This window comes from Pseudoalteromonas sp. Ps84H-4 (assembly GCF_024124645.1).
In the GTDB taxonomy this organism is placed as follows: domain Bacteria; phylum Pseudomonadota; class Gammaproteobacteria; order Enterobacterales; family Alteromonadaceae; genus Pseudoalteromonas; species Pseudoalteromonas lipolytica_C.
The window spans coordinates 75,627-91,794 of sequence record NZ_JAMXSK010000002.1 but is presented as its reverse complement, the minus strand read 5'-3'; the positions used below and the strand labels follow the sequence as shown (position 1 = coordinate 91,794).

At 40.5% G+C, this 16,168-nt stretch carries 15 protein-coding genes; 3 read left to right on the top strand and 12 right to left on the bottom strand.

What is annotated here, in order from left to right; all coding sequences use genetic code 11:
* Window positions 1-42: 42 nt before the first annotated feature.
* Both NH454_RS02900 and rpe read right to left on the bottom strand, forming a co-directional pair.
* Complete coding sequence (locus NH454_RS02900; protein WP_235382199.1) at window positions 43-708, bottom strand: phosphoglycolate phosphatase; 666 nt, start codon at window positions 706-708, stop codon at window positions 43-45.
* On the bottom strand, window positions 708-1,391 hold the full coding sequence (rpe, locus tag NH454_RS02895) for a ribulose-phosphate 3-epimerase (RefSeq protein WP_135922737.1): 684 nt from the start codon (window positions 1,389-1,391) through the stop codon (window positions 708-710). Before rpe ends, NH454_RS02900 begins: the two co-directional genes overlap by 1 nt.
* A gap of 333 nt (window positions 1,392-1,724) precedes the next feature.
* Between rpe and NH454_RS02890 the strand changes: the two genes are divergently transcribed.
* Together NH454_RS02890 and NH454_RS02885 are read left to right on the top strand one after the other, a co-directional pair.
* Entirely contained in the window at window positions 1,725-2,021 is a 297-nt protein-coding gene (locus NH454_RS02890; protein WP_135922738.1) for a hypothetical protein, read from the top strand.
* Between the two features lie 4 nt (window positions 2,022-2,025).
* A complete protein-coding gene (locus tag NH454_RS02885; protein ID WP_135922739.1) occupies window positions 2,026-2,211 on the top strand; it encodes a DUF2970 domain-containing protein in 186 nt (61 codons plus the stop codon).
* On the opposite strand, the gene NH454_RS02880 is transcribed toward NH454_RS02885, so the two are convergent.
* The 9 genes from NH454_RS02880 to NH454_RS02840 form a co-directional block, all read right to left on the bottom strand.
* On the bottom strand, window positions 2,174-3,025 hold the full coding sequence (locus NH454_RS02880) for a Dam family site-specific DNA-(adenine-N6)-methyltransferase (protein WP_138557075.1): 852 nt from the start codon (window positions 3,023-3,025) through the stop codon (window positions 2,174-2,176). The two genes, NH454_RS02885 and NH454_RS02880, sit on opposite strands and share 38 nt — an antisense overlap.
* Before the next feature lie 53 nt (window positions 3,026-3,078).
* On the bottom strand, window positions 3,079-4,452 hold the full coding sequence (locus NH454_RS02875) for an AAA family ATPase (RefSeq protein ID WP_253038172.1): 1,374 nt from the start codon (window positions 4,450-4,452) through the stop codon (window positions 3,079-3,081).
* A complete protein-coding gene (gene aroB / locus NH454_RS02870) occupies window positions 4,452-5,522 on the bottom strand; it encodes a 3-dehydroquinate synthase (protein WP_135922742.1) in 1,071 nt (356 codons plus the stop codon). Before aroB ends, NH454_RS02875 begins: the two co-directional genes overlap by 1 nt.
* A gap of 28 nt (window positions 5,523-5,550) precedes the next feature.
* Window positions 5,551-6,069 carry a shikimate kinase AroK gene (gene aroK / locus NH454_RS02865; RefSeq protein WP_036973192.1) on the bottom strand — a complete coding sequence of 173 codons (519 nt, stop codon included), beginning with the start codon at window positions 6,067-6,069 and terminating at the stop codon, window positions 5,551-5,553.
* Between the two features lie 179 nt (window positions 6,070-6,248).
* Complete coding sequence (locus NH454_RS02860; RefSeq protein WP_253038170.1) at window positions 6,249-8,306, bottom strand: type IV pilus secretin PilQ family protein; 2,058 nt, start codon at window positions 8,304-8,306, stop codon at window positions 6,249-6,251.
* 22 nt (window positions 8,307-8,328) lie between these two features.
* Complete coding sequence (locus NH454_RS02855) at window positions 8,329-8,865, bottom strand: pilus assembly protein PilP (RefSeq protein ID WP_199527377.1); 537 nt, start codon at window positions 8,863-8,865, stop codon at window positions 8,329-8,331.
* Window positions 8,865-9,470 carry a type 4a pilus biogenesis protein PilO gene (locus NH454_RS02850; RefSeq protein WP_135922744.1) on the bottom strand — a complete coding sequence of 202 codons (606 nt, stop codon included), beginning with the start codon at window positions 9,468-9,470 and terminating at the stop codon, window positions 8,865-8,867. Before NH454_RS02850 ends, NH454_RS02855 begins: the two co-directional genes overlap by 1 nt.
* A complete protein-coding gene (locus NH454_RS02845; RefSeq protein WP_135922745.1) occupies window positions 9,460-10,032 on the bottom strand; it encodes a PilN domain-containing protein in 573 nt (190 codons plus the stop codon). The genes NH454_RS02850 and NH454_RS02845 overlap by 11 nt, the downstream gene beginning before the upstream one ends.
* Window positions 10,020-11,099, bottom strand: coding sequence for a pilus assembly protein PilM (locus tag NH454_RS02840; protein ID WP_135922746.1), 1,080 nt, complete (start codon window positions 11,097-11,099; stop codon window positions 10,020-10,022). The genes NH454_RS02845 and NH454_RS02840 overlap by 13 nt, the downstream gene beginning before the upstream one ends.
* Before the next feature lie 132 nt (window positions 11,100-11,231).
* Between NH454_RS02840 and NH454_RS02835 the strand changes: the two genes are divergently transcribed.
* Entirely contained in the window at window positions 11,232-13,742 is a 2,511-nt protein-coding gene (locus NH454_RS02835; RefSeq protein ID WP_138557077.1) for a PBP1A family penicillin-binding protein, read from the top strand.
* Between the two features lie 79 nt (window positions 13,743-13,821).
* Here NH454_RS02835 and metL read toward each other — a convergent pair whose 3' ends face one another.
* The gene (metL, locus tag NH454_RS02830) at window positions 13,822-16,167 is read right to left on the bottom strand and encodes a bifunctional aspartate kinase/homoserine dehydrogenase II (protein ID WP_253038169.1); all 2,346 of its coding nucleotides are present in this window, start codon (window positions 16,165-16,167) and stop codon (window positions 13,822-13,824) included.
* Window position 16,168 lies beyond the last annotated feature (1 nt).

The window sequence follows — 16,168 nt, the reverse complement described above, 5'->3', positions numbered from 1 at the left end:
TTTATATTTTTACTAAACTAAAAAGACGAATTTAAAATGCACTTACCTTTGGGTAAGAACGGGTATTATATCTAAGAAATTCTCGCAGAGGTACTCTGGATTGAAATCAGCGAGGTTTTCACCTTGGTTATAGCCATAACCGAGTGCAACAACGTCAACATTCGCAGCTTTTGCTGCCAAAATATCACTTTTTGAGTCGCCGATCATAACCGCTTTTTCATGGCTGACATCGAGTTGCTGACAAGCATATTGCAATGGTTCAGGTGATGGTTTTTTTGCCATATCATCGCCACAGACAATAAACTGAAAATGACTGGTCAATGAGAGTTTATCAAGTAGCTTTTCGGTAAAACGACGTGCCTTATTGGTGATCACCACCTTAGGAACACCAGCAAGTGCAGCAAGCCCCGTTTCAACATGTTGATAAAGCGCACTATAGTCACCCACAACCTGGTCATAGTGCTGATAAAACAAATTAATAGCACGCTCTGCAAGGGCTTCATCCAAATGCTCGCTTACTTGCATGTCACCGCTCAAAGCACGCTTAACTAAGGTTTCAATACCATTGCCGACCCAGCTTTCTACTAGCTTTTGTGTAACAACCGGAAACGCTAAATCGGTTAAAGTCAGGTTCATCGCAATGTATAAATCATAAACGCTATCGACCAAGGTGCCATCTAAATCGAAAAATGCCGCATCGTATTTCATTATTCAACCTTCGCAAGTTCGCTGCGCATCGCATCGATGACCGCTTTGTAATCTGGTTGATTAAAAATTGCAGAGCCTGATACAAACATATCAGCGCCCGCTTCTGCTATTTCGGCAATGTTATCAACACCGACACCACCATCAACTTCTAAACGAATATTGCGACCTGAAGCATCAATAATTTTACGTGCTTGGCGGAGCTTTTCGAGAGTATGTGGAATAAAACTTTGGCCACCAAAGCCAGGGTTAACCGACATTAATAGCACTACATCAACTTTATCAAGCACATGTTCAAGGTAACTTAAACTTGTTGCAGGATTAAACACTAATCCCGCTTGGCAGCCGTTATCTTTAATTAATTGCAAAGTGCGGTCTATATGCTCACTGGCTTCTGGGTGAAAACTGATAATCGACGCCCCTGCTTCAGCAAAATCAGGAATAATGCGGTCAACGGGCTTTACCATCAGATGTACATCAATTGGTGCTGTGATGCCGTAATCTCGCAGCGCTTTACAAATCATTGGTCCAAATGTGAGGTTAGGCACGTAATGGTTATCCATTACATCAAAATGTATAACGTCAGCACCACTTGCAAGAACACGATCGACATCGTCACCTAAGCGAGCAAAGTCAGCCGATAAAATTGAAGGGGCTATTAAATACTTTTGTAAGGTTTCTAACATGAGAGATCCAATAATAATTTGCTACGCTAAAGGAGCGCTTAATGTAACCTAATCGCTTACTGATTAAAACAGTACGACACAGGGTAAATACTTAGCTAAATAGTAGAAAGCCTTTAAGATCATTCGAATATAAGAACTATTAACTAGCTGACCTGCTACCTAAACCGATTAAACATGTCAAAAGAACCAAAAAACAAAACAAAAATTAAACATAAAATTAACTTTAACGCGCTAATTTTATTAATTTTTTAATCAATTCAGCATGAATTAAGTTTGTTATTTGAGCAATTATTAGGTATGCTTGTTTAAATAACACAAACAAGGGTTATTCTCATGCGTGCTTTTAAAATAGGGATCTTAATCGCGTCCGCACTTACTGTTGCTACGTTTGTATCTTTTTCATCTGCCGATGAAGACGAGTTTTTAGCAACGGCGTCTGGTTGCTCATGCAATACGCTAAACGCATCATCATCTTCTGCTCAATGTATGAAAGCAGAACAAGAAACTGGATGGTTTTCTTGGTTGACTGGTGACAGCCGTAGCGCACAATTCCATTACCTCGATTTACTTGAGCTTTTAACAAGTAGCGAAGAGTCAAAGAACGTTAGTAGTTTAAGCTCAAAATTCTAATTACATGAGCAGCTTTATTAGTGCATTACAAAGTGTCTTTGCGGCATTTTTTGGTGTGCAGTCAGAGCAAAAACGTCAAGCTGACTTCAAAGAGCATTCACCACTGGCTATCATTGTGATTGCAGTCATTTTGTTTATTATTTTTATTGCTGCTATTTATTTCGCGGTTTCTTTGGTGCTAAATACATAGCCATCAATTCATTCACTTTATTTCGTGAACCACCCTTAGGGCTTATTGTCCGCTTCACCTTAATCTCATCAAGTGATGCTTGGCTGTAGATTTTGCGAGTCCACACTGTATCGTGATTAGAAATAAGTACGGGCGTATTATTTTCGAATGCAGCCTGCTCAGCTAAATTAGCCAAGTTAGCTTGGTCATCTAAATTAAAGCCGCCTTTAGCGTAAGAAGTAAACGACGCCGTTTTACTGAGTGGTACATAGGGTGGATCACAATACACTACTGCGTTTTCAGGAATAAGCTTAAACACTTCGTCATAACCTAAGCAGGTAAAAGTTGCTTGTTGCGCTTTTTCAGCAAAGAAATTCATTTCTTTCTCTGGAAAGTATGGGCGCTTATATTTTCCAAAAGGAACATTAAAAATCCCTTTTAGGTTATAACGACATAGGCCGTTGTACCCGTGACGGTTCATGTATAAGAACAAAATTGCACGTTCATATACATCACTGCTTTGATTAAATTGAACACGGTATTCGTAATAAGCTTCTGGATGATTATTTAGCTCAACAAATAACTTTTTTGCATCGCTAATAAATTCATCTGGCGTGCGTTTAAGCTCTGTGTACAGGTTGATCAAATCAGCATTGATATCATTTAAAATATAATGCTTAAAGTCAGTATTGAGGAATACAGAGCCAGCGCCAACAAAAGGTTCAACTAAAGTATCAGCATCCAAACTCGCTTGTTTTAAGCGGGCATGAATATCTTCAACTAGGCTGTATTTTCCACCTGCCCATTTAAGGAAGGCTCTGGTCTTTTGCTGCATCTGCTCTTAACTTCAATTCGATATTGCGCGATTCTACACTAATCAGTTTTAATTTACTGATCCTGTGAAGCAATTTCTTGCTTAATTTTACTTATTTTTTTATAAAAAGGCTGATTTTTACGCACTTTATTCGGTAGTGTCGATAACGCATTTTTCGCGTCGTTTAAGGTGGCATAGCTACCATAAGTTACAATCCACCACACTTTGCCACCTCGCAAAGTTTGATACGTATTAACTTGCCCTTCTAATGAGTTCTCTGTAATAAACTTATCAGTGATTTCTTTTTTAGTAACAGCTAACAGCTGTATTACAAAATGCTCGTCTGGCTCTGCTAAATACCATGCATTTGCACTCACTGTCGGCGCTTTTTCAACTGTTACTGTATTAACGGCATTATCAGCTGGAGGAGGATTTAAGGCGTCGTCAGTCAATACTGCGGCAATTTCTTCGCTACTTGGTTTGGCCTGTTGCTCTTCAGGTTTTGCACTAGCAAGACTATCAACAATTGCAGCAATATTATTTTCATGGCTTACTGCTGGAGCTTCTGACTGTTGAACTGTCACAGTATTATTATCAAGCTCTACTGACGCACTGCTCGGCTCTGATAGCGTTTCATCGCTGTTCTGTTGAGCCGCAGTAACCTTTTCTGCTGGGAGAGCCGTAGCAATAGTGGCACTCTCCTCTTGTTGATAATGTGCTTTCCACCATTGGGTCATATCTGCTTTGTACAAAAAGCCAATAATTAATAACATAGTTGTTATTAACAACAGGGTTAAATACAACGGTTTGTAGCTCTTTACTGGAGGGCGAATATCTGCAGTTTGTTGATCTGGTTGCCATGCAAGTAATAATGCAGGATTACCATGAGCTTCTTGCAAAAAGGTTCGAAAAACAGGATCTTCTTCTACCGGAAGGCTATCGAAAAACCAACGCATCAACTGCTTACTTTCACTAAGATTAAGTGCCTCTAGGTGAATTTCAACAGCTTGTGTGAATTGCCCAACAGACTGAGATGCTATCAAAATATATAAGGTACTTGGGCTTTTCTTTGCCAGTATCTCGAGTTGATGAACCATATCCTCAGATAAATGACGCCCGCCATCAATCACCCACAAGCAATCACCACAAGGTTGCTGCCTATACAGGTTATAAAAGTTTTCTGATAACGTTTGGGTATGATCGATAAGTGGGTTACTAAAGCTTTGTTCGAGTAGCTCTGTAAGCAGCTGTTGATCTGTCATTTTGCCAGACAATTGTACAAATGCTTTGTTAAACTCAGCGTACTTATCAGTGATGAATGTTTCTAGTAAGTAACTTTTACCTAGCCCTGAAGGGCCAAGTAAGCAAATTAAATTCTGCCCATATTCAAACTGCAGAGCGATTCGATCAACTAGCGCAGCACGGCTAGGCAATATTTGCGATTGCATTAGCGCGCTATTAAATCACAAACCTGCTGATCGGTAACATCGCTTACCAGCGCGCACTGACCAAATTGGGTAGGAAGAATAAACCGGATCGTGCCTTTCTTGTTTTTCTTATCTTTACGCATATGCGTTAAAAACTGCTCGCTAGTCATTTCAGCTGGAATATCAACAGGTAAATCGTAATGAGCAATCAATTGAACTATGCGCTCAACTTCAGCTGCAGTTAAATCACCGCGAGTTTGCGCTAAACGTGCTGCTAACACCATGCCAGCAGCAACAGCTTCGCCGTGTAACCAATTACCATAGCCCATTTGCGCTTCAATTGCGTGACCAAAAGTATGACCCAGGTTTAATAACGCACGCAAACCTGCTTCTTTTTCATCTTGCGCAACAATCAAGGCTTTGATTTCACAGCAACGATAAATAACATGCTGTAATGTTTGCTCATCGAGTGATTTAAGATTAGCGATATTTTGCTCTAAATAAGCAAATAGTTCTGTGTCATAGATTAAACCGTACTTGATCACTTCAGCCATGCCTGCTGCGAACTCTCGCTCAGGTAAAGTATGTAGTGATTGGGTATCGATAAAAACGGCTTGCGGTTGGTAAAACGCACCAATCATGTTTTTGCCAAGCGGATGATTAACAGCGGTTTTACCACCAACTGATGAATCAACTTGTGATAGCAAGGTAGTAGGCACTTGAATAAAAGGCACACCGCGTTGATAACAGGCAGCAACAAAACCGGTTAAGTCGCCCACAACACCACCACCTAATGCAATAAGGCAGGTGTCACGACCACAGTTATGTTCGAGTAAGAATGCCGAAATTTTCTCAAACCACTCTAGTGACTTATATTGTTCACCATCAGGTATAGAAAAAGATAACGGGTTAAGATCAGCCAATGACGCCATTACATCATCAAGGTATAGAGGTGCAATGGTGTCGTTGGTGATAATGATAGGACGACAATCGCCAATGTGTTCGCGTAATCGACCTGTGTCTTTAAGAGCAGATTGACCAATATAAATAGGATAACTTCGCTCGTCCAAATTAACAGTTAATTCAAGCATCGCTAGTTTCCTTTTTTAATTATTGGTTTTAAAAATCTAATTTCTCAATGATTTGATTAGCAACAACTTTAGCGCTTTGCTCATCAGTGCGGACAACAAAATCAGCCACTTCTTTGTATAACGGTTCGCGTTCTTCAGCTAAGCGCTCTAATACATCACGCGGTGCTTCTTCTGTTTGCAATAATGGGCGACGCTTGTCGCGCTGCGTGCGTGCAACTTGCTTTTCGATAGGTGTCTCTAGGTATACAACAATACCGCGAGCAGAAAGCTTATTACGTACTTCTTTACTGATCACAGAACCACCACCTGTTGCAAGTACAATACCTTGCATCTCAGTTAGGTCTGAAATAACAGTTTCTTCACGAAGTCGGAAGCCCTCTTCACCCTCAAGGTCGAACACCCAAGCAATATCTGCTCCTGTGCGTCGCTCGATCTCTTGATCTGAATCGAAAAATTCAAGGTGTAATTGGTCAGCAATGTGACGACCAATTGTGCTTTTGCCAGCCCCCATAGGGCCCACTAGAAATATATTACGTTTCTCAGCCATATCTTTTTAGTACAAACGAACTCTAAAATTTGAAATAAAACCCCGCCTAACGACCTGGCCCCAAAATTAAGGAGGGGATTATCTCAGTAATTGCTTGGGTATTTCAAGTCAATTAGCATAAAAAGCCATATAACGAGCAATTAAACATGCTAATTGCTCGTTGCTTAAGAAAAAATCACTTAATCCAATTGAATTTTTGGTGTTACAAAGATTAACAGCTCTTTCTTTTCATTAAACTCACTAGTGCTTTTGAATAAGGTTCCTAAATATGGAATGTCTCCAAGTACAGGAACTTTCTTCGTTGAGTTAACAATTTGCTGTTGGAAGATACCACCAAGAACAACTGTTTGGCCATTCTCTACTAACACTTGTGTTTGGATTTCTTGAGTATTAATCGCCACCGCTGAACCCGTTGGTGTTTGCACCGTATCACCGCGTGTATCTTGTGTGATAACTAGGTCTAAAATCACCTTATTGTCAGGCGTAATGTGTGGCGTTACTTCTAAACTTAATACCGCTTTTTTAAAGGTAACCGTTGTTGCACCACTTGATGCAGCTTCAACATAAGGAATTTCGGTACCTTGCTCAATACGTGCTTTTTGTTGGTTAGCCGTAGTGATGCGCGGACTTGCGATGATCTCACCTCGGTTTTCCTCTTCTAAAGCACTGAGCTCTAAATCTAAAATGGTGCCGTTAGCTAATTTGGCAACTTGTACACCAATACTTCCCGCTGGGCTTGAAATTGGTAAGTTTACATTTAATCGGTCAGCTAAACTTGGAATGTTATTGTAAGAGCCAGCACCAAACATGCCTCCGGCGCCTTCAAGAGTCCCAGAGATAGCACCGTCACTGCCGACATCGCTTATACCCCAACGTACGCCTAAGTCTTCTTGCACGTTATCATTCACAGTAACCATACGTGATTCAATCACCACTTGCTTTACTGGAATATCAAGGGTTTCAACCATACGGCGAACACTATCAATACTTTTAGAAGTATCTTTAATTAGTAATGTGTTAGTACGTTTATCAACCGAAACACTGCCTCGTGAAGAAATGATGCTGTTGGTATCGGTTTTTAATAAATCAGCAAACTCTTCAGCTTTAGCATAATTAAGGCGAATATATTCACTGTATAAAGGCTCTAAATCTTCGACTTGCTGTTTAGCTTTGAGCTCTTTGGCTTCACGCGCTGCCAGTTCTTCAGATGGTGCAACCATCAAAATAGAACCATCCATGCGTTTATCCAAACCTTTAATTTTAAGCACAACATCCAAAGCCTGATCCCAAGGAACACCTTCTAGACGAAGCGTAATATTGCCTGTTACAGAGTCGCTTGTTACTAAGTTAAACTCGTTATAGCCCGCAATAATCTGTAGTACAGAGCGAATTGGAATATCTTGGAAGTTAAGGCTCATAGGACGACCTTGATATTCAATACCGCCGTCTAGGTATGCACGTTGAGTATCATCTTTTTCAACTGTTAACGTAAAGATGTTCTCTATTTGTTGGTGAGTAAATTTAAACGCAGCATTTGGCTCTACCACTATACGAGTCATTGTTCCTTCTTTGAAGGTCTCGATTTTGCTTACAACGGTACCAAAGTCAATAACGTCTAGTTCATACAGAAGCTCGTCTAAAATATCCGTATGATGGAATTCTGCAATAATTTTACCACCGCTTTCATGTACATCAATCGCAGCTTGAGTACCTTGCAAAAACACCAATAAGCGAGCTTCATCTTTTTCAGTACGACGAAAATCAATGGATTGTACAGTATTTATAAAGTTACTTGAGGCTGATAAGGGATCAGCCGATTCATCACTGGCAATTGGGTTATCTGAAACATGCAGCGTGTAAACATTGTCTTTAGCTGTTGTTTTATAAATTTTCAATTTATCCAGCATAACAACAACTTTTAAACCATCCGTTGTCATTGTGCTAGTGACTTGCTGAATACCTGCTTGGTTTATATTTACAGTCTGAACTTCTTTATCAACACCAACATCGTCAAATAACATTTCTATCCGAGCTGGTGCGTTATAAACCTGAACTTTAGGCTCAAATGTAAGGGCTTCATCAAAGACTAGCTGCAGCTGCGTTTCATCCTTCATGATTGGATTGTAACGCACATCATAAAGTACAGGTGCAGCGACTACCGACTGCGCTACCAGTAAGGTTAATGCAGCGAACATGTATTTTCGCATGTGCTTTAACCAAGCCATTCCTTTATGCATTTTATTTTTACCTTTTATATGATTAATCTGCACCATTTGTACCTGCCTCTAACATTTCTAGCTTGGTCAGGCGCTCTTTCCAGCAACCAGCCCCATCAGGGATTAATTCTAATAATTCAATGTAGTTGTCATGCACTTCTTTAATCTCACCATGATACAAACCAAGATAATTACCTACTGTGACACGATAAAGTGTATCGTCTGCCGCTTTAATCAATGCCCAGCTATTATCAGCTTGACCGATAGTCCCTTTCATTAATAAATTTTCAAGCGGGTACTTCTCTAGAGGCTGGCGAACTCGGCTAGGATCTGGATGTAAGCAGTTTTTAACTTGTACTAAGTTGTTTTGAATAATTTCAGGTCTTGGTGCAACAAATGGGCTACGCAACTTACTGGCACTGTATTCAAAATATTCAAACTTTGCGATCTGAGGAATAGGCTCTACTTTGGGTGTAGTGCTTGCCTTTACCTGATCGATAAACTCTTTTTGCTCTGATGTATCATCGTTACATGCACTCAGTGCAAAAGTCATAATAATAACTAACGGAAGCCTTCTCATCATTTCTGAGTGCCTCCCTCATAACGATAGGTTTTAGCAACAACGCTAAAAGTAAGTTCACCATCATCAAGGGTTTGAATAGTAAAGTCATGCAAACTTACGATACGCGGTAATTGTGCAACTTTACCAACAAACTCACCAAACTCATGATATGAGCCCACAACTTCTATCTTAATTGGCAGCTCAGTGTAAAACTCTTTTTCTATCTCTGGTAACCAGCCAATTTTTAAAAACGTTAAACCACTTGTCGTGCCAACATAAGACAAATCGTCAAGTAAACCTGGTGTTTCATTAGAGGTGGGTAAGCGCTTTAATAGTTGCGAAAACTTATCTTCCATCTCAATCATTTGCTGGCGATATAAATCTAGGTTACTCGCAACAGCATATTTAGCTTTGTAAGTATTTCTCAGCTCAGTCTCTTTGGCTACTGAACTGTGATAATTAGCTATTTCATCAGACACTAGCAAGCTATAACTAAAATAAAGCACGATTGCAGCAACAAAAGTACAACACATTACTTTTACAGCAATGGGCCAATCGCCCATATTTTCGAGCTCTATTTCGTTCCAATCTATTTCAGTTAACGATTTGATATCAAGGTTCATTGCGTACCTCACCTATTTTATCAAATGGTTTAACATAAAAATCCATATTAAAGTCACTTAGTAACCTCGACGTTTGCTCACCAGCCACAATACCTTGCATAACAGGTCGCTCTAGAAGATAAGAGCCCTGAACTTGGCGCAACATAGTCGATAGTCGATTATTAGATTCACTACGTCCCGATACATGTATGCGGTCATCACGACGTTCTAGCTTAGTTAAATAAACACCTGAAGGCACAATCTTCGCAACCTCATCCATAATTTGTGTACCAAGATTTCGATTGCTTTGTAACTCCTCAATTAAGCGCATTCGCTGCTGTAGGTTTTCTTTCTTTTTATCCAATTCGTTGATTTCACGTATGCGTTGATCAAGTAGTGCAATTTCGTTGCTTAAAAAGTTATTTTTTACATTTTGTCCTTCACGTAATCCTGAATAGAAAGAACTCAACATATACATACTTAAAAAACTCACTACAACAACAGCGAACAGCAAAGTAACAAATTTATTTTGCGATTCTTTTCGTTTTTGTTCGCGCCAAGGCAGTAGATTTATATGTGGCATGACGAAAAGCTCCTCAACGCCAATCCTGTGGCTATCGCGAACTGTGTTCTATGACGCTGTAAAATATTACGGTCTACCTTTGGAGCAATTTCTATATTTGCAAAGGGTTCAGCAACCACTGTATGTATCCCTAACTCTTCAATTAACAATCGGTCTAAGCCTTCAATCATGGCTGTGCCACCGGTTAAAACAATATAATCGACTTGATCTTTACCGCTCGTCGTTAAGAACATTTGTACTGCACGTCTTACTTGTTGTAGCAGCGAAGTCTGAAAAGGTGCAAGTACTTCAAACGTATAATTAGGAGGTAAGTCGCCTGTGGTTTTACCTATTTCTGCTTCATCGAAGCTTTTGTTGTAATAAGCGACAATACTGTTTGTGTATTGGTCGCCACCAAAAACCTGATCCCGAGTGTAAATAGTCTCACCGGCTTGAACCACACTCACAAGCATTAGCACAGCACCAATATCTACAATTGCCACACACTTATCATAGGCATCGCTAGGCAATTGTTGGTAGTACACATCTAACGAGCGGCTCAACGCGTAGCTTTCAACATCAACTACTTTAGCAGTTAGATTTGCAGCTTCTAATACACCAATGCGAGCCTCAACACTTTCTGTGCGTGCTGCAGATAAAAGTACATTAACTTTACTCGGATCGGCTTCATTAATGGCGAGCTTTTCAAAGTCTATGTTCACTTCGTCGAGTGGGTATGGAATTAAGCTGTCTGCTTCAATGGCTATTTGCGATTCTAATTCAGCATCAGTTAATGATACATCCATAAAAATAACCTTTGTGATCACAGTTTGCCCAGACACTGCAACGGCGGCACTTTGGACTGTTTTAGGCAATTTTCGTTTTAATTTAGCAACAACGTTGCCGATAGCTTCAATGTCTTGAATTGAGCGTTCAGACATAGCCCCTTTTGGCATAGGTTCAATAGCTAATGCCTCAAGCCGCAAACCTGCGTCTGTCTCTTGCAACAACACTGCTTTAATGCAGTGAGATCCGATGTCGATCCCTACCATCATAGATGAAGGCTTTTTTAATAGCTGACTTAGCATGATTGCAACTTTGCCTTTGTTTTAATAATAAACAAGTTATAATTTTTATCTGAAAAAATATTATTCATTTTTTAATCAATATATACTAGCAGTCTCCGATTCTAATTGGGAGTCCATTTAGGGAAAATATAAGTGATTTTATTAAAACGAACTTTACAATTTTTTATCATTTGCTCATTCTTAGGGCTAATCACTTTAGTTGGTCTATACTATTACGTTAAACCTGACATTCCTAGCGTACAGGTTTTAAAAGACGTTCAATTACAGACACCTATGCAAGTTTTTTCACGCGATGGTTTATTGATTAATCAATTTGGTGAAAAACGCCGCATTCCCGTCACAATAGATCAAATCCCCCAACCGTTAATCGATGCGATTTTAGCGACCGAAGACAATCGTTTTTACGAACACATTGGTATAGACCCAATTGGTATCGTTCGGTCAGCCATTGTACTCATATCTACAGGTGAAAAGAAACAAGGCGCAAGTACCATAACTATGCAGCTTGCCCGTAACTTTTTCTTAACCCGAGAAAAGGCTTATATCCGTAAAGTCAAAGAGATATTCATCGCATTGCATATTGAAAGTATATTAACTAAAGATGAAATACTCGAATTATATTTAAATAAAATTGAATTGGGGAATCGTGCTTTTGGTATTGGTGCAGCAGCCCAAGTTTATTATGGCAAAGAATTAAATGAACTTACGTTAGCCCAAATGGCAATGATTGCTGGTTTACCTAAAGCTCCTTCTGCACTAAACCCAATTCGTAACCCTGTGAGAGCCAAGGCACGTCGTAATGTTGTACTTGGTCGTATGCTAACTGAAAAATATATTAGTCAGTCAGAGTATCAAGACGCCGTTAACGCGCCTATTACGGCAAAATTCCACGGTGCTGAAATTGAAGTATATGCGCCTTATATTTCTGAGATGGTTCGCGCCGAAATGGTTGAGCGTTATGGCCATGAACGAGCTTATAATACAGGCTTCAAGGTTTACACCAGTGTAGATTCAAATATCCAACAGGCGGCACAAGATGCGCTTGTAAACAACTTACATGCCTACGATATGCGCCATGGCTATAGAGGAGCAACCGCTCATTTATGGGATAGTGAAACCGACACGCCATTAACTCGAGACGCGATTTTAAACAAACTTAAAGATGTAAAAGAGTTTGGCCCTTTATTAGCTGGTGTTGTCACTCAAGTAGCTGAGCAATCAATCTCTGTTTTATTAAAAAGTGGCGAACAAGTTAATGTTGAATGGGATGGTTTAAAGTGGGCTCGTAAATATATTACGCGCTACCGCCAAAGTTTTGCACCAGAAACAGCTGGCGACATTCTCACAGCAGGCGCTCAAATTTGGTTACGTAAAAATCCAGACAATAGCTATATATTAAGCCAAATACCTGAAGCATCGAGTGCATTAGTTTCGCTTGATCCGCAAGATGGTCGAATTAAAGCCATTGTAGGTGGTTACAGCTTTGAACAAAGCCAATACAACCGTGCAGTGCAAGCAAAACGCCAAGTGGGTTCAAACATTAAACCATTCATTTATTCAGCAGCTCTTGAGAATGGTTATACACTCGCTTCTATTTTGAATGATGCACCTATTAATCAGTGGGATAAAAGCCAAGGGGTTGCATGGCGACCTAAAAACAGCCCAGCTGTTTATAATGGCCCTATTCGTATTCGCAGAGCACTGGCACAATCAAAAAACGTAATTTCTGTTCGTTTACTGCGTGGTGTTGGCCTAGAGCGCACTGCAGATCACTTGCTTAAGTTTGGGTTTTTAAATAGTGATATTAATCGCAGTGAGTCGTTAGCCCTTGGTAGTGCCTCGATTACCCCGCTTGAACTTGCACGCGGTATGAGCGCTTTTGCAAACGGTGGCCACCTAATTAAGCCTTATTTTATTACTGAAATCCAAGATTCAGCAGGCAATACATTATTTAAGGCAAATCCTCAATTGGCTTGTGATAGCCCAAAACCGGCTGCCACTGTTGAGCTTGCAGCGCGCGATTCGAGCCAACTTAGCATCACTGAAACAGAGCAAACACCAGTCCAGCGTTGTGCTCCGCGTATTATTTCAAAGCAAAATGCATTCTTAATCTCGCAAGCTATGCACAGCGCCATTTGGGGCGGCGGTAGTTGGAGTCATAAAACAGGTTGGAGTGGCACCGGTTGGCGTGCTCAAGCTTTAGACCGACGCGACCTAGCTGGTAAAACAGGTACCACTAATGATTCTGTTGATACTTGGTTCAGTGGTTTTAATCGCAATGTACTAACCTCCGTATGGGTAGGTTTTGACAATCCTGGTATTACACTTGGCCGTAGTGCTAGAAATAAAAACTTAGATAATTCACAAATTTCTGGGGCTGAGTCAGGTGCAAAAACCGCACAGCCAGCGTGGGTCGACTTTATGCGCGCAGCGCTTGACGGTATGCCAGAAGCTCCTATCGAACTTCCTGAAGGCTTAGTCTCGGTTCGTATTGATTTAGCAACGGGCTTATTAAGCCACAAGAATGACTATACCAGCCGCTTCGAATACTTTATTAAAGGCACTGCACCTACAAAGTATGTTACAGAAGAGCCAACAGATGTATTTGAAGAAAAACTGAGTACAGAAGAAGAACTGTTCTAATTACTATATTAGTTTTAGACAATAAAAAAGCGCCCATGGGGCGCTTTTTGCTTAGCCATTAAAACTAAGATCAGCAAAATTATTTTAAGTTATTCACCAGCCAATACAGATCTGAATGAACCCCTGCCGCAGTAACTTCTTTACCCGCTCCAGGGCCTTGGATCACTAATGCATTGTCTGTATACCACTGTGAATTAATCACAAAGATGTTATCGCCCGGTTTAAGACTTGCTAGCACATCATCTTTGCTAACATAGACTAAACCTACCTGTGCCTGAACCTTGCCATCAACAAGTGTGATAGCACCTGTGTAGCGCACTACTTTATCTTCTGCCGCAGCTTGGGCTGCTTTTTCTGTCATGAATTCATCGAGCAGCTGTCTGTTTGCAAGAAAATCTTGCCAGCTACCTGCTGCCAATGCTGCTGGCATAAGTGGTGTTAGAGCAATGTCATCAAGCTCTAAATCTAGCCCTAAATCTCGCGCTAATATAAGCAGTTTACGCTGCATATCGCGGCCAGATAAATCTTCACGAGGATCAGGCTCTGTGTAACCCATTTGCTGTGCTTGTAGCACTAAATCAGAAAACGGCACCTTGCCATCATAACTGCTACATAACCACGATAAAGTACCCGAGAATACCCCTTCAATACGGTTAATGCTGTCACCACTATTTTGTAAATCAGCCAAAGCAAAGTTAATCGGTAAACCTGCGCCAACACTGGTGTTATAACGCCATAACAGATTTCGCTCAGCTAATTGACTACGCAGTGCTTGATACCAATCGTTTGCAGCGGTACCCGCATATTTATTTGCACTGATCAGATGACAGTTAAGCTCTACAAAATCAGGATACAACTGACTAAAAGCCTCACTCGCAGTGATATCAATTATCACTTTATGCTCATAATCAAGCTCATTGATACGCGCTAATAATTCAGCTTTGTCGTAGCTTTGCGCTTCATTGTGCCACTGCTCCTGCCATGTTTCAGTATTTAAACCACTGGCACTAAATAGCATTTGCTTAGAGCGAAGAAGAGCAACCACCTTTACTTTATAATGGGCAGATAAACGAGCAAACTGAGCTTGAAGTTGCGATAAGAACACTTCACCCACATTACCAAGGCCAGCAACTATAATGGCCAGCTCTTGGCCTTTGTTTACCAACTTGTCATGTAGAAGAGTTAAAACATCACTATCAATTGCTTGATCATTTAAGATCAACACATAGTTATCGTCTTGTTGTACAAAACGAGGATGAATGCTCTGCTCTTTTAAAAGCGCTGTTGCTTGCTCTGCAAGAGCGCCGATATCAGCAGTCGGTGCAACTACCGCACAACCGCTTAAATTAGACTCTACAATATTGGCGCGACCCGCTAAATGGCTGACAATCTGATGAGTACTTTGACCAGGCACTAACAAGTAGGTATCACCTTCTTTAACAAAGTGATGCAAGCTGTGTTGAATTAACTGACTTAGCTCACCTACTTCACCACTACTTAGTTTATCAACGCGTAATAAATCAATGTTATCTAAGGTAGTAATAAAACGTTTTGCTTTGCTATAGCCTTCTTTTACCACTTCGGTTGGCGTGGCATCGCAATCAAAACTACTTCTAACTACGAGTTTGATTTCTGAGTCTTTTAACGGCGATAACGTCTTTGCATGAAGTACTGGGTTGCCTAAGCGCGCTAATAAGTTTGCTTGCTCACGACATACCTTGGCGTATTTAACCGCATTTTTAACCTTACGAGGGTCAGTGCTAAATACCCCTTGTGTGTCTGTCCAAATAGACACTTGTTTAGCAAAAGTATAACTGGCCAGTAATGTGGCGCTGTAATCACTGCCATTACGGCCTAAAGTAACCGTATTACCTTGGCAATCTGCGGCAATGAAGCCCGTTACTACGTTGATATGTGATTTGCTAATCGTATCACTGCATTGCTGCTGGTTTTTTTGATGTAAAAGCTGGCCATCATTTAAAGTAAATAGCTGCCTTGCATCAACATCTTGTGCAGCAATACCCAACTGATTTAAGTAAGCCGCCAACAAGCGCGCCGACCACACTTCACCATGTGCAAGTAAAGGTGCTTCAAGTAACTGTTGCTGACTAATTAATTCGTTTAATACAGCAAGTTCATCTTTTAACTGTGCCAACGCCTGTTGTTTATTTTGGCCTGTAAGTAACTGCTCAATAAGCGCACGTTGATTATTATCAATAAGCAGTAGAATATCGCTAACGGCTTGACTATCTTGCTGCTGGTAACTTTGCCAAAGCTTTACTAAAGTATCGGTTGTTTTACCCGATGCCGATACAACTACGCAATCGCCCTGCTCCGTATTCGCTAAAACAATGTTAGCCACCGCATGATAGCGTTCTGCCGAGCTTAAGCTTGAGCCACCAAATTTATGAACAATATTTACCATT

What these genes read in the sequence shown, in the direction of transcription:
- NH454_RS02880 (WP_138557075.1), bottom strand. Translation starts at nt 3,025, where the DNA reads ATGCAGCAAAAGACCAGAGCCTTCCTTAAATGGGCAGGTGGAAAATAC.
- NH454_RS02850 (WP_135922744.1), bottom strand. Translation starts at nt 9,470, where the DNA reads ATGAACCTTGATATCAAATCGTTAACTGAAATAGATTGGAACGAAATA.
- NH454_RS02875 (WP_253038172.1), bottom strand. Translation starts at nt 4,452, where the DNA reads ATGCAATCGCAAATATTGCCTAGCCGTGCTGCGCTAGTTGATCGAATC.
- NH454_RS02860 (WP_253038170.1), bottom strand. Translation starts at nt 8,306, where the DNA reads ATGCATAAAGGAATGGCTTGGTTAAAGCACATGCGAAAATACATGTTC.
- NH454_RS02900 (WP_235382199.1), bottom strand. Translation starts at nt 708, where the DNA reads ATGAAATACGATGCGGCATTTTTCGATTTAGATGGCACCTTGGTCGAT.
- NH454_RS02840 (WP_135922746.1), bottom strand. Translation starts at nt 11,099, where the DNA reads ATGCTAAGTCAGCTATTAAAAAAGCCTTCATCTATGATGGTAGGGATC.
- NH454_RS02885 (WP_135922739.1), top strand. Translation starts at nt 2,026, where the DNA reads ATGAGCAGCTTTATTAGTGCATTACAAAGTGTCTTTGCGGCATTTTTT.
- metL (WP_253038169.1), bottom strand. Translation starts at nt 16,167, where the DNA reads ATGGTAAATATTGTTCATAAATTTGGTGGCTCAAGCTTAAGCTCGGCA.
- NH454_RS02855 (WP_199527377.1), bottom strand. Translation starts at nt 8,865, where the DNA reads ATGAGAAGGCTTCCGTTAGTTATTATTATGACTTTTGCACTGAGTGCA.
- aroB (WP_135922742.1), bottom strand. Translation starts at nt 5,522, where the DNA reads ATGCTTGAATTAACTGTTAATTTGGACGAGCGAAGTTATCCTATTTAT.
- aroK (WP_036973192.1), bottom strand. Translation starts at nt 6,069, where the DNA reads ATGGCTGAGAAACGTAATATATTTCTAGTGGGCCCTATGGGGGCTGGC.
- rpe (WP_135922737.1), bottom strand. Translation starts at nt 1,391, where the DNA reads ATGTTAGAAACCTTACAAAAGTATTTAATAGCCCCTTCAATTTTATCG.
- NH454_RS02890 (WP_135922738.1), top strand. Translation starts at nt 1,725, where the DNA reads ATGCGTGCTTTTAAAATAGGGATCTTAATCGCGTCCGCACTTACTGTT.
- NH454_RS02845 (WP_135922745.1), bottom strand. Translation starts at nt 10,032, where the DNA reads ATGCCACATATAAATCTACTGCCTTGGCGCGAACAAAAACGAAAAGAA.